At 65.5% G+C, this 12,690-nt stretch carries 11 protein-coding genes; 4 read left to right on the top strand and 7 right to left on the bottom strand.

The genetic code is table 11. The features are described 5' to 3' along the window. Positions 1-224: 224 nt before the first annotated feature. The 4 genes from ASC80_RS11550 to ASC80_RS11535 form a co-directional block, all read right to left on the bottom strand. Positions 225-2,288: a hypothetical protein gene (locus tag ASC80_RS11550; RefSeq protein ID WP_056296977.1), complete on the bottom strand. Its 2,064-nt coding sequence runs from the start codon at positions 2,286-2,288 to the stop codon at positions 225-227. 131 nt (positions 2,289-2,419) lie between these two features. Beyond that, positions 2,420-5,278, bottom strand: coding sequence for a DUF4159 domain-containing protein (locus tag ASC80_RS11545; RefSeq protein WP_056296972.1), 2,859 nt, complete (start codon positions 5,276-5,278; stop codon positions 2,420-2,422). Then, entirely contained in the window at positions 5,275-6,213 is a 939-nt protein-coding gene (locus ASC80_RS11540; RefSeq protein ID WP_056296969.1) for a DUF58 domain-containing protein, read from the bottom strand. Before ASC80_RS11540 ends, ASC80_RS11545 begins: the two co-directional genes overlap by 4 nt. Then, a complete protein-coding gene (locus ASC80_RS11535) occupies positions 6,213-7,217 on the bottom strand; it encodes an AAA family ATPase (RefSeq protein WP_056296966.1) in 1,005 nt (334 codons plus the stop codon). Before ASC80_RS11535 ends, ASC80_RS11540 begins: the two co-directional genes overlap by 1 nt. A 265-nt stretch (positions 7,218-7,482) precedes the next feature. On the opposite strand from ASC80_RS11535, the gene ASC80_RS11530 reads away from it, so the two are divergent. The 4 genes from ASC80_RS11530 to ASC80_RS11515 are packed head-to-tail and all read left to right on the top strand — an operon-like array spanning position 7,483 to position 10,353. After that, positions 7,483-8,106: a DUF1285 domain-containing protein gene (locus ASC80_RS11530; protein WP_056296962.1), complete on the top strand. Its 624-nt coding sequence runs from the start codon at positions 7,483-7,485 to the stop codon at positions 8,104-8,106. 53 nt (positions 8,107-8,159) lie between these two features. Next, positions 8,160-8,837, top strand: coding sequence for a CoA pyrophosphatase (locus ASC80_RS11525; RefSeq protein ID WP_056298786.1), 678 nt, complete (start codon positions 8,160-8,162; stop codon positions 8,835-8,837). Further along, positions 8,834-9,097: a DUF6111 family protein gene (locus ASC80_RS11520; protein WP_056296959.1), complete on the top strand. Its 264-nt coding sequence runs from the start codon at positions 8,834-8,836 to the stop codon at positions 9,095-9,097. Before ASC80_RS11525 ends, ASC80_RS11520 begins: the two co-directional genes overlap by 4 nt. Continuing rightward, entirely contained in the window at positions 9,094-10,353 is a 1,260-nt protein-coding gene (locus ASC80_RS11515) for a CCA tRNA nucleotidyltransferase (protein ID WP_056296957.1), read from the top strand. Before ASC80_RS11520 ends, ASC80_RS11515 begins: the two co-directional genes overlap by 4 nt. A gap of 84 nt (positions 10,354-10,437) precedes the next feature. On the opposite strand, the gene ASC80_RS11510 is transcribed toward ASC80_RS11515, so the two are convergent. The 3 genes from ASC80_RS11510 to ASC80_RS11500 all read right to left on the bottom strand — a co-directional run bounded on the left by ASC80_RS11510 (position 10,438) and on the right by ASC80_RS11500 (position 12,678). Further along, positions 10,438-11,226, bottom strand: coding sequence for an outer membrane protein (locus tag ASC80_RS11510; RefSeq protein ID WP_056296956.1), 789 nt, complete (start codon positions 11,224-11,226; stop codon positions 10,438-10,440). A gap of 191 nt (positions 11,227-11,417) precedes the next feature. Beyond that, entirely contained in the window at positions 11,418-12,305 is an 888-nt protein-coding gene (hemF, locus tag ASC80_RS11505) for an oxygen-dependent coproporphyrinogen oxidase (protein WP_056296954.1), read from the bottom strand. A 4-nt stretch (positions 12,306-12,309) separates the two neighbouring features. Continuing rightward, entirely contained in the window at positions 12,310-12,678 is a 369-nt protein-coding gene (locus tag ASC80_RS11500) for a 6-pyruvoyl trahydropterin synthase family protein (protein ID WP_056296951.1), read from the bottom strand. Between the last annotated feature and the right edge of the window lie 12 nt (positions 12,679-12,690).

Below are 12,690 nucleotides of genomic sequence, written 5' to 3'. Positions count from 1 at the left end.
GCCGGAGAGGGCGGCCGTGTCAACTCATGGAATGACGGACTGTGTGGAGAGCGATGCCGCGACCCACCATTGGATGTCATGGCCGGGCTTGTCCCGGCCATCCCGCTTAGGGGAGTACTGTGCACGCCTGATCGGGATCACCGGGACGAGCCCGGTGATGACATTGTGAGTGGAGCGGATGCTTGTTGTCGTCCAATGGCCCGATCGGCCATTGGCCGAGAGCGTCAGCGCCCCTCGCGCAGCCAGGTCGAGGCGAAGGCGCCTAGCAGCAGCAGCAGGCCGATCAGGCCGGCGAAGATCGGCAACACGCCGATGCCGCGCACGACACTGGCGTCGCTCATCTTCACGCCGAGCCAGCCGTCGCCGCGGAACACGCTCGATGCGCGCACCGGCAGGACGCGCGGCAGGTCGATGCTTCCGTTCTCCGCGATCCGGCGGGTGTCGCCGCCGGTCGCCTGCGTCAGCGGCGACAGCGTATCGGTAGTGGAGGTGACTTCGGAAAACTCCTTCGGGTTGACCGGGCCGACATTGATCAGCGCTTTCAGTTGACCGTCGGTCGCCTGCCACAGGCCGAGTTCGTCGGCACTGGTCGAGGCGCGCCATTCGCCGGGCTGGGCTTGCGTCAATGTCAGCTGCCGCGTGGTGCCGGACGGCGAGGTCACGGTCACCGGCTGCACGGTATCGGCCATGGTCTGGCGCACCGCCACCAGATCGCGGCCCTGCACCTGCAGGCGCAGCGCTTCCTCGTCGAGGTCGGGTTGCTTCATCAGCCAGTGCGACAGCCGCCGCAACAGGTCGAGATGCGGGCCGCCGCCCTCATAGCCGCGCGCCCACAGCCAGATGTGATCCGACAGCAGCAGCGCGACGCGGCCTTCGCCCTGTCGCGACAGCAATAGCAGCGGCTTGCCGTCAGCGCCTTCCATTACGGCGGGAACGACGGGATTGCGGGTATCGACCTGACGGAAAAAGCGGCTCCAGTGCGGCGGCTCGCTGGCGGAGCCTTCAAGACCGCGCGTCACTGGGTGACGTTTGCCCATCTCGCTGAGGCGCGCGGTGAACGGCTTCTCGGTCACGCCGATCGGCTCGGCGGGCAACACGCTGTCCAGCGGTGTGCGCCAGATGCTGCTCGGACTGGCGTAATCCGGCCCCGCCGACACAAGTACCGCGCCGCCATTGCGAATGTAGCGGGAGATGTTGTCGAAATAGGAAATCGGCAGCACGCCTTGCCGGGCGTAGCGGTCGAAGATGATGAGCTGGAATTCGTTGATCTTCTGCTGGAACAGTTCACGAGTCGGAAACGCGATCAGCGACAGCTCGTTGATCGGCGTGCCGTCCTGCTTCTCCGGCGGACGAAGAATGGTGAAGTGCACGAGGTCGACGCTGGCGTCGGATTTCAGCAGGTTACGCCAGGTGCGCTCGCCGGAGTGCGGCTCGCCGGAAACCAGAAGCACGCGCAGTTTGTCGCGCACGCCGTCGATCGATACCACGGCGCGGTTGTTGACCGGTGTCAGTTCGCCCTCCAGCGGCGAGGCTTCGATCTCGACGATGTTCGGCCCGGCGTGCGGAATTTCCAGCGTGACGCTGCTGGTCTCTCCGCTGGTCAGCATGCGCTCGCTCAGCACATCACCGTCGCGCCGTACCGTCACCCGCGCGCTCTGGCCGGTGACACCCTGATCGTCGAGACGATAGGTGATGGTCTGGGTCTGTTCGACGATGCCGAAACGCGGCGCGGCCGTGATCGCGATGCGGCGGTCGCGTTCGTTCTTGCGCCCGGTGATCAGGGCGTGAACCGGCGCGGTGAAGCCGACGCCGGCAGCGTTGCCCGGAATGTCGTGGACGCGGCCGTCGGTGATCAGGAATGCGCCGGCGACGCGATCGGCCGGTACGTCGGAGAGCGCCGACGTGACCGCCGAGAACAGCTTGGTGCCGTCGGTCTCGCCGTCGGCCTGGCCGGCTTCGACGACGCGCACCTCGAGACCCTTGATCTCCTTCAGCCGGTTGACCAGTTCCTCACGTGCGGCGTCGGTTTCGCGGGTGCGATTGCCGAAGTTCTGGCTCGGGCTTTTGTCGACCACGACGGCGGCGACCGACGACAGCGGCTCGCGCTCCTCACGGGTAAACGACGGATTGGCGAGCGCCAGCAGGATCAGCGCCAACGCCGCCACGCGCACCGCCGCACCGCGCGCGCGGGAGACCAGCAGCAGCGCGGCGATGACGACGACCGCCGCCAGCCCGAGCCACAACACGAGTGCCGGAACGAGGGGCGCGAATACGATGCCGTAGTTCAAATGTATCTCCTGTGGCCTCATGGTTCGAGATGCGTCGCGTTGCAACACTCCTCACCATGAGGGCTTCCGTTCGATGTTCTTCCTCATCCGGAGGAGCGCGCTTCTTGCGCGCGTCTCGAAGGATGAGGCCGTTATTGTCCCAGCCGCTCGATCAACGCCGGAGCGTGGACCTGATCGGCCTTGTAGTTGCCGGTCAGCGTATACATCACGATGTTGACGCCGGCACGGAAGGCGAACTCGCGCTGGCGCGGTTCGCCGGGCGCCAGCGGCAGCATCGGCTGGCCGTCGGGACGCATCGCCCATGCACCGGCAAGATCGTTCGAGGTGATGATGATCGGCGACACGCCGTCACCGCCCCGTGCCGGGCGGTCTGCCACGTCGTCGTTATCGCCGCGTGGCAAGGCTTCGACCCAGGTCTGGCCCGAGGTGAATCGTCCCGGGAAATCGCGCAGCAGGTAAAAAGTTTTGGTCAGCACGTGTTCGCGCGGCACCGGCTCCAGTTCTGGAATGTCGAGCGAGGCCAGCGTGTCGCGCAGCGTCAGCATGCCGGGCGTCTGCGATTCGCCGTTCGGCCCCGGCGGAGCGTCGATGGCGTCGCGGGTGTCGAACAGCACGGTGCCGCCTTGCTTCATGTAGGCGTCGAGTTTGTTGATAGCCTCCTGCGATGGCTTTGGCGCGCCGGCCATCACCGGCCAGTACAGCAGCGGAAAGAACGCCAGTTCGTCGCGCGCCGGATCGACGCCGACCGGTTCGCCCGCTTCCAGCGCGGTGCGCTGGGCGAGAAACAGCGTCAGCCCGGTCAGTCCCGCCTTGACGATGGAATCCACATCCTCGTTACCGGTGACGACGTAGGCGAGATGAGTCTGCGACGTGGCCTGAAGGGCGAAGTCATCGGCGGCCGATGACGGCGATGGCGGCTTGCTCTGTGTCTGAGCTTGCGGCGGTTGACTCTGCGCGTGTGACGATGCCGGCGCGAAGGCGGCAAGCGCTACTGCGACAGCAACGATCGTCGCAGTGGCTGTCCGCCGCCGCAGGAGCGCAGCAAGGCCGCCGCCGAGAATGGCGACAATGATCGCGTCGATCAGGAACAGCGCCAGCGCCGTTGTCAGCATCATGCCGCGCAGGTCGCGCGGCTCGGCGCTGGAGTAGGTCGCGCGCCGGGCTTTCAGCGCGGAGGTGTCGAGCGGCGCGATGCGGTCGGCGGCGGCAAGCGTGTTCACCGCAACCGGACTGTCAGCCGGTCCATAGAAGCCGGGCGGATGCTCGAGCGTGGCGCGATCGCGATAGTCGGCCTTGATCGGCTTGGCGACGGATGGCGGCGGGCCGAAGGCTCCGAAGCCATCGAGGATGCGGGTTGGGGAGACAGTCTCGGCGCTCGAGTCAGCGGCAACGCCCGCACCGGAATTCGGCGTGTAGCCGGACATATCGACGATTCGCCGCAGCATTTCGACGAATGTGCCAGACAGCGGCAAATTCGACCAGCGCATATCGCCGCTGATATGGAACAGCGCGACCACGCCCTTGGCGCGGCGCTCGCCGGTGACCAGCGGGGTGCCGTCCGCGAGCGACGCCCATGCGCGATCGACCAGCGCCGGGTCGGGCTCTGCCAACACCTGGCGATTGACGGTAATATCCTTCGGCACGTCGAGGCCGGCGAACGGGCCGCTGGCGGCGAACGCCGCAAGGTGCTGCGGCTTTTCCCAGGTCAGCGTTCCGCCGAGGCTGCGTCCGCCGCGCCGCAGTTTCACCGGCACGAGATCGTCGTCGCCGGGGGCAAGGCGTGGACCGGCAAAGCGCACCAGCACACCGCCCCTTGCGATCCATGCGGTCAGACGCTCGCGGATGTCTGCTGACAGCGTGCCGACGTCGGCAAGGATGATCATCGGCAGCTTCTGATCGAGGAATTGTCCGATCGCGACGTTCGGCGCGACGCGTTCACCGAGCCGCACGTCGGCGAACGGCGCCAGCGCACGCGTCAGATAGAAGGTCGAGGCAAGCAGCGGCTGTGAGGTGTCGCTGGTGGCGCCGGAGACGATGCCGACCGCACGCCGCCGCCAGCGTTTGTCGAGCAGTTGTACCGCCCCGGCCGAGCGCTCGCCCGCAACTTCAAGTCGTGCGATATCGTTGCGCAATTCCACCGGCAGGTCGAAGCTCGCCTCGGTCTCGCGATCCTGCGCGCCGAATGTAAACCGTGCATCGCCGAGCGGCGAGCCCTTCTGGTCGCGCGCGCGGATGATTCCGATATCGGCCGCGCCGCTGTTTGCGCGCAGAACCTTCACTGTCATCTTGGCGGCGGCGTTCTCCGCAGCGGCCAGCGCGTGGGCCGGCGGCGTGCCACCTTCGACGATCGTCAACGGGCGATCCTGAATTGTTTTGGCGAGCGCCGCGGTGAATTCGCTGCCGCGTCCGGTATCGACGCCGTCGCTGAGCCAGACGATGTCGCTGTCGCCTGTGGCGGCGAGGAAGCGCCCGAGCGCTGGCAGCGTGTCGACGCGTTCGACGGCGTAAGGTTTCGGTGTCAACTGACGCAGCGCGACACGGGCCGTGCCGGCCGGCATCAGCGTGATGTCACGCGTGGTTTCGGACAATGGCACGAGGGCGACGGCGCGTCGGTCGGCTTCAGCGTTGGAGATCAGGTCGTCGGCGGCTTTGATGCGGGCATCCCAACTGGCGGCGGCGCTCCAGCCGTTGTCGAGCAGCAGCACCAGCGGCGCGTCCCCGCGCGCGGCGCCCTCGTTCGGATTCCACACCGGCCCTGCGGCTGCGAAAATCACTAGCGCGGCAGCGAGCAGGCGCAGCAATGTCAGCCACCATGGCGATCGTGACGGCGTTTCTTCCTTGGGCGCGATGTCGAACAACAAACGGGTCGGCGGAAAATCGATCCGTCGCGGCCGTGGAGGCATCACCCGCAGCAGCCACCACAGCGCCGGCAGGCTCAGCAGTCCCAGCAGCAGCAACGGCTGGGCGAATGAAAGGGGAAAGCCCATCATGCGGGTTGTCCCGCCTTGACGCCGCGTACGCTATCCCGCGATGCCATCATGCCGGTGTGGAGGAACAGCAACAGTTCGGCTGCGGAGAGATCGGTGGTGTGGATCGAGAACAGCCAGTCGCGCTTGTTCGCCTCGGCACGAATGGCGGCGCGATGCGCCGCGACGCGGGCGATGTAATCCTTCGCCCAGTTTTCCGCGCGGCCGGCGGTGATGACGCCCGCGCCTTCCGGTTCGACGAACTCGATACGGCCGGAGTAGGGAAAGGTTTCTTCCGCCGGATCGACGATCTGCAGCAACGTGCCGTGCGCGCCGGACGACGACAGGCCGCCGAGCATGACGCGAATCTCGTCGATCGGCGCCCAGAAATCGGACAGCACGACAAGCTCCGCCAGCGGCGAGGGCACGAATTGCGGCGGCAGGCTCGCGCGCGTGGCGCGGTCGTGCAGCATCGCCTGCGCCATCTTGTCGACGACGTTGCGGCTCGAGCTCGGAGTCATCAGGCCGGGAATCCCGACGCGCTCGCCGCCGGTGACCAGCAGTTCGGCCAGCGCGAACGCCACCACCAGTGCGCGCTCGAGCTTGCTGTCGCGCGCGGTCCTGGAGGCGAACGCCATCGACGGCGAACGGTCCGGCCACAGCCACACCGTGTGCGCGGCTTCCCATTCCTGTTCGCGGACGTAGAGATGGTCGTCGCGCGCCGAGCGCCGCCAGTCGACGCGCTGCGCGGCTTCGCCGGAGACGAAGCGGCGATATTGCCAAAAATTCTCGCCGGTGCCGGCGCGGCGGCGGCCGTGCAAACCGTGGATGACGTTGGCAGCGATGCGGCGCGCTTCCAGCACGAGGCGCGGCAGCGACGCGGCGAGCGACCGGCTTTCGCCGTCGGCGCGCCGGACTGCCTCGATCTCCTGCGTTGCCGGCTTTAGCGCGGGTGCCATCAGCCGATCCGCGTCTTCAGTTGCCGGATCACGTTGGTGATGGTCTGGCCTTCGGCGCGCGCGGAGAATGTCAGCGCCATGCGGTGCTTCAGAATGGGCTCTGCAAGATCGAGGACGTCGTCAATCGACGGTGCGAGCCGGCCGTCGAGCAGCGCGCGGGCGCGGACGGCGAGCATCAATGCCTGACTGGCGCGGGGACCGGGTCCCCATGCGATCGATTTGCCGGTTTCGCCGCCTTCGTCGCCGGGGCGAGCGGACCGAACAAGGGAGAGGATAGCCTCGACAACGGATTCGCCGACCGGAAGACGCCGCACCAACCGCTGTGCCGTGATCAGTGTTTCGGCGGTCATCGCGGTTTTCGCACTGGTCTCTTCGGCGCCGGTGGTTTCGAACAGAATCCTGCGCTCGGCATCGCGGTCGGGATAATCGACATCGATCTCCATCAGGAAGCGGTCGAGTTGCGCTTCGGGCAGCGGATAGGTGCCTTCCTGTTCGAGAGGGTTCTGCGTCGCGAGCACGTGGAACGGCTTGGGCAGATCGTGGCGCGCGCCGGCCACCGTGATGTGCTGCTCCTGCATCGCCTGCAGCAGAGCGGACTGCGTGCGCGGCGAGGCGCGGTTGATTTCGTCGGCCATCAGAAGTTGCGCGAACACGGGTCCTGCGATGAAGCGGAACGATCGCTTGCCGCTGACGCTTTCATCGAGCACCTCGGCGCCGAGAATGTCGGACGGCATCAGGTCCGGCGTGAACTGCACGCGCTTGGCGTCGAGCCCGAGCGTGATGCCGAGCGTTTCGACCAGCTTGGTCTTGGCGAGGCCCGGCACGCCGATCAGCAGCGCGTGGCCGCCGGACAGGATGGTGACCAGCGCATTTTCGACCACGCGATCCTGACCGAAGATCACGGTCGAGATGGCTTCCTTTGCCGCGCGGATGTTGCCCGCAAGCTGTTCGGCGGAGCGGACGATCACGTCCTCGAGTTTTTCGACACTGTCTGCACCGGCCATTGGATACTCCTGCGATCTGTCTTGTGGAAACGCCGTGTGCGACGTTTTAGTCCCGCTGCGGCGCGGTTCGCCGCGCGGTGACGCCATGCTATGAATCGGATGCTATTCTTTCACCCAGTCCCTGTGTTTTCTGAATTGAACTATCCCCACATTAGCTGTCCGACAGCGCGCACCTGATCACGTTGTGGCGAGTTGCCGGAGCGCCAACCTCTGGAAATTCGAGCAGCAATCGTGCCAAACAAGGCTGCTAAAGTCGGGGCAAACCATGGCGAAGCAAGGGCAGATGCCGGACCTGCAAAAAGCGAGTGAAAGCGCGGCCAATCGCCTCGACGGGCTAACCCACGCGGCGCGCAGCGCCGGCACGAAAGGCCTGCCGCCGGTGCACCTGTGGAACCCGCCGTTTTGCGGCGATCTGGACATGCGGATCGCCGGCGACGGCACCTGGTTCTATCTCGGGACGCCGATCGGCCGGCCAGCGCTGGTTCGGCTGTTCTCGACCGTGCTCAAACGCGAGGACGGCAAGTATTTTCTGGTCACGCCGGTCGAAAAGGTCGGCATCCGTGTCGACGACGTCCCGTTTCTTGCAGTGGAAATGCAGCAGGACGGCGACGGCGCCAGCCGGACGCTCAGTTTCCGCACCAATGTCGATGACTGGGTGACCTGCGACGTCGCCCACCGCCTGCGCTTCGAGATGGCGGTTGATGGCGGCCTGACGCCCTATCTGCATGTACGGGCCGATTTGTGGGCAAAGGTCACGCGCGCGATCTATTATGATCTGGTTGAGTTGGGTGAGGAGCGAGTCGTCGATGGCCAAGAGGTATTCGGCGTCGCCTCGGGCGGCGAGTTTTTTGCGATGGCGGATGCCGGGCAGGTAAGGGGCGGAGTTTGACGGACGGTTCTGTGAAAGACACTTCCCTGAAGGTCGGCACGTTGAAGCTGGACATGACGAACGCTTCGCCGGTGGCGAACGCTGAATCGGTCGACATCGGATCGGATGAGTTTTTCCGCCGCGCGCGTGAGCGGCTCGCCTTCGACGTGCCGCCGGGCCTGACCGACGCCAGCGTTCTGGCGCCGACCGGCGATTTCGGCACCGACGCGATGCTGCAGATCATCGCGCAGGAGCGGCCGGTTCGTCCCGCTGCCGTTCTGGTCGCCGTGGTCGAGCATGATCAACCAACGGTGCTGCTGACCAAGCGCGCGGAGCATCTGAACGAACATGCCGGGCAGGTTTCTTTTCCCGGCGGTAAGATCGATGCGGGCGATGCTTCGCCGCTCGATGCCGCGCTGCGCGAGGCCGACGAGGAAATCGGATTGAAGCGCAGCTTCGTCGATCCGATCGGCTATCTTGATGTCTATGCCACCGGCTTCGGTTTCCGCATTTTACCGACGCTCGCGCGGGTGCGGCCGGGATTCGAACTTGCGATCAATGCCTCCGAGGTGGACGACGTCTTCGAAGTGCCGCTGGCGTTCCTGATGGATCCGGTCAACCATAAGCTCGGCAGCAAGGAATTTCGCGGCATGAAGCGGTCGTTCTACGAAATGCCCTATGAGCATCGCTACATCTGGGGTGCGACCGCCGGGATGTTGCGCGCACTGTATGAGCGGATCTGGCTTAAATGATCCGTCCTGTCCTGACTGAGGTCGGCATCTTTCTCATCCCGTTCGCGGCCTATGCGTTGTTCGTTCTCGCTACTCGCGCCAACGTCCTGCATCCTTCATCGTGGCCGCTGCGGATTGTCGTCAGGCTGGCATTGGTTGCATTCCTGCTGGTGATTGCGAGCCTGCTTTTTTTGGCGCATTTTTCCGGTGCGCCGCCGGGCTCGACCTACACACCGGCGCGGATTGAAAACGGCGTACTGATCCCGGGGACCGATAAATGAGCGAAGCCCGCATCGGGCATGATGTCGCGCCGTGGCTCGCCGCAGGTCCCGCGGCGCGCGTTCTGGCGCTGCTGAATGCCGATGGGGAGGAAGGGCGCGTGGTCGGCGGCGCGGTGCGCAACGCGTTGCTCGGTCTGCCGGTCGGCGACATCGACATTGCAACAACGGCGCATCCCGACGAGGTGGTACGCCGTGCCGGTGCCGCCGGGATCAAGAGCGTACCGACCGGGATCGAGCACGGTACTGTGACGCTGGTAATCGACAGCCAGCCGCTCGAGGTGACGACGCTGCGCGAGGATATCGAGACCGATGGCCGCCGGGCCAAGGTCGCGTTCGGGCGCGACTGGGCGCGCGATGCGCAGCGGCGCGATTTCACCATCAACGGGCTGTCGCTGTCGGCGGACGGCACGGTGCACGACCATGTCGGCGGCCTTGGCGATATCGCCGCGCGCCGCGTCCGCTTCATCGGCGAACCGTCACGACGCATCGCCGAGGATTATCTGCGCATCCCGCGCTTCTTCCGGATTCATGCCGCCTACGGCGCGGGCGAACCGGATCGCGCCGGCTATCTCGCCTGTATTAAGGGGCGCGACGGACTGACGGATCTGTCCGCCGAACGCATGCGCATGGAGATGCTGAAACTTGTGGTCGCGCCCGGCGCCGCAGCGGCGCTGGTGGCGATGGACGATGGCGGCCTGTTGCTGCGGATCGTGGCTGGCGTGGTCTATCACGGGCCGTTCGCGCGGATGATCGAGGCCGAGCAGGCGCTCGGCTTGCAGCCGGACCCGGTGCTGCGTCTCGGTGCGCTGGCGATTGCGGTGACCGAGGACGCGCGGCGGCTGTCGCAGCGGCTGCGGCTGTCGAATGCCGAAACCAAGCGGCTGGATTCGATGGGCCATCGCTGGTGGCGTCTGCGCGATATGGACGAGGCAGTGGCGAAGCGGCGGATGTATCGCCTCGGCGCTGACCGCTATCGCGATCGTATCATGCTGGCGTGGGCGCGCTCGGGCCGCGATGCCGTCTCGCCGCGCTGGCGCGAAATGGCAACGCTGCCGCTGCGCTGGACCGCGCCGCGGTTTCCGCTTCGGGCGTCCGATTTCCTGTCACGCGGGCTGAATGAAGGACCGGCACTCGGCCATGTTCTGACGCTGGCGGAAGACGCATGGCTCGCTGCCGATTTTCCGGATGATGAGTCGTCGCTCAAGGCTATCGCCGACGCGACGGTCGCTCGTTTTCGCCACGACCATCGGCTGTGAGCGGCGAACCGGATCGCTTTTCCGTTCCGCAAAACAAAAGCCCCGGACGAGGTCCGGGGCTTAGATGTCAGATGATGGCGTGGATCAGAACGGCCGCAGCTGCGCCGGCAGCAGGGTCATCCAGTCCCACTTGTAGTTGATGCCGACCTTCGCGGTGTGGATGCCCGGAATGTGGGTGACAGTGGAAATCTCGGTCACGCTGTTGGAGGCGCCGAAGGTGGTGCGATCACGCTCGAAGCCGAGATAGAGATATTCGGCCTTGATGGTCCACTTCGGAGCGAAGGCATATTCCCAGCCGCCGCCGACGGCATAGCCCCACTCGTAGCGATGGTGGCGGGTGTCGAAATGCGTTCCGAGGGTCGGGTCGAACCCGCCGACGTCGAAGCGAGCCAGCGCGACACCGCCCTTGGCGTAGATCATTGAGCGATCCCAAGTGTAGCCGAGACGGCCGGTCCAGGCGCTGTAGGTGCCGCTGGCTTCGGCGATACCGGTTGCGGTCGGCTGTGCTGCATAAGAGCCCGCGCCCTTGAGGTTGATGTAGCCGGTTTCCGATTCATAACCGACGACCCAGTTCGGCGAGACCTGCCAGTTGTAACCATCGGTGTAGCCGGCGATCACGCTGGAGCCGAGCCCGTAGGTGGTCGGGCCGGCGAATACCGGTGCGCCTGCGAGGGTGATCGGGTTGGTCGTCGATGCGTCGCTGGCACCGAAGGCGCCGCCGACGAAGCCGCCGATGTAGGCGCCGGTCCAGGAGAAGGTCTCAATCGGAGGGGCTTTGCGGTAAAGCGGCGCGGTGCCGAGGTCGGCAGCGGAAGCGGCCTGCGACAGGCCAAGGCCCACAGTTGCGAGAACGAGAAGAGCAATCTTGCGCATTGGAGCCCCTAGAATTTTCTGCGGCGGTTTGATTCCACCGCGCCCATGGACAGCAGACTAAGGGAGGGGTCGGCTGTGCTCAACCAAAGGGTATGGTTTGAGGCTTCCCGATCGGCCGATCTTTGCAAGGTGTGCTGAATCGGTGACAGGTGCCTCGGTAATTTAGTACCATTTTCGCAAGCTGACCACCCTCAGGGCCACTTCACCTCGGGCGGCATCGACGACAGGATGGAATCGACGTTTCCGCCGGTTTTCAGGCCGAAAATGGTGCCCCGGTCGTAGAGCAGGTTGAATTCCACGTAGCGGCCGCGCCGGACCAGCTGCTCCTCCCGGTCCTGTGCGGTCCACGATGCGTTGAAGTTCCGCCGGACGATGTCGGGATAAATTCCGGCGAACGCCCGGCCGACATCCTGGGTAAAGGCGAGGTCGGCGTCCCAGTCGCCGGAATCGAGCCAGTCGTAGAAAATCCCGCCGATGCCGCGGGCCTCCTTGCGGTGGGGCAGGTAGAAGTAGTCGTCGCACCATTTTTTGTATTTGCCGTACGGCGCGATGGTGGCGTGGGCGTCGCAGGCGGTCTTCATCGCCGCGTGGAACGCGATCGTGTCGGAATCCTCATCCGAGCGACGCCGCATCAGCACCGGGGTCAGATCGGCGCCGCCGCCGAACCACGCCTTGGTCGTCACCACGAAACGGGTGTTCATGTGAACCGCCGGCACGTTCGGATTGCGCGGATGTGCGATCAGCGAAATGCCCGACGCCCAGAACCGCGGATCGTCGGCAGCGCCGGGAATCTGTCCGCGAAACTCCGGAGCGAATTCGCCATGCACCGTCGAGCAATGGACGCCGACCTTCTCGAACAGCCGTCCGCGCATGATCGACATCACGCCGCCGCCGCCGGGTGCGCCGGAATGATCGGTGCGCGTCCATGCGGTGCGCTCGAACCGTCCCGCTTCTCCGGCGTGGAGGTCGGCCGGCGCGTCGTCTTCGAGCGCCTCGAGCAATGTGCAGATGTCGTCGCGCAGCGTCTCGAACCACGTGCGCGCGCGCTGTTTGCGGGCCTCGATCGTCGCTTTGTCCATGGGTTTATCCGGCGTTGGGACCGAAATAGGCACAGCTTTCGTTGCAACTGTCGCGATGAACGCTGACGCGAGTCACGTGTCCCGCAGCCTGCACGCGTTCCCAAATGAAGCGCGACAGGTTTTCCAGCGTCGGGGCGCCAAGCGCCTCAATCTTGTTGAGGAATTTATGGTCGAGCGTCGCCTGCACCTCGTTGATGCGGCGCTCCAGAATGCCGAGATCCATCACCATGCCGGTGGCCGGATCCGGCGTGCCGCGCACCGTGACTTCGGCGCGAAACGAATGGCCGTGAATTTCCTGGCTGCTTTCGCCCAGCGTCGTGCCCGGCAGCGCGTGCGCGGCTTCGAAGCGGAACGATTTCGTCAATTCCCACATCAGCGGTTGTCC

The sequence above is a fragment of the Afipia sp. Root123D2 genome (assembly GCF_001425835.1).
In the GTDB taxonomy this organism is placed as follows: domain Bacteria; phylum Pseudomonadota; class Alphaproteobacteria; order Rhizobiales; family Xanthobacteraceae; genus Afipia.
This window is presented reverse-complemented; position numbering and strand designations above follow the sequence as displayed.

Bases quoted from the DNA above. Each gene is read 5' to 3' on its own strand.
- ASC80_RS11525 (WP_056298786.1), top strand. From the start codon at position 8,160: ATGACGAACGCTTCGCCGGTGGCGAACGCTGAATCGGTCGACATCGGA.
- ASC80_RS11530 (WP_056296962.1), top strand. From the start codon at position 7,483: ATGGCGAAGCAAGGGCAGATGCCGGACCTGCAAAAAGCGAGTGAAAGC.
- ASC80_RS11520 (WP_056296959.1), top strand. From the start codon at position 8,834: ATGATCCGTCCTGTCCTGACTGAGGTCGGCATCTTTCTCATCCCGTTC.
- ASC80_RS11540 (WP_056296969.1), bottom strand. From the start codon at position 6,213: ATGGCACCCGCGCTAAAGCCGGCAACGCAGGAGATCGAGGCAGTCCGG.
- ASC80_RS11510 (WP_056296956.1), bottom strand. From the start codon at position 11,226: ATGCGCAAGATTGCTCTTCTCGTTCTCGCAACTGTGGGCCTTGGCCTG.
- ASC80_RS11535 (WP_056296966.1), bottom strand. From the start codon at position 7,217: ATGGCCGGTGCAGACAGTGTCGAAAAACTCGAGGACGTGATCGTCCGC.
- ASC80_RS11500 (WP_056296951.1), bottom strand. From the start codon at position 12,678: ATGTGGGAATTGACGAAATCGTTCCGCTTCGAAGCCGCGCACGCGCTG.
- ASC80_RS11545 (WP_056296972.1), bottom strand. From the start codon at position 5,278: ATGATGGGCTTTCCCCTTTCATTCGCCCAGCCGTTGCTGCTGCTGGGA.
- hemF (WP_056296954.1), bottom strand. From the start codon at position 12,305: ATGGACAAAGCGACGATCGAGGCCCGCAAACAGCGCGCGCGCACGTGG.
- ASC80_RS11515 (WP_056296957.1), top strand. From the start codon at position 9,094: ATGAGCGAAGCCCGCATCGGGCATGATGTCGCGCCGTGGCTCGCCGCA.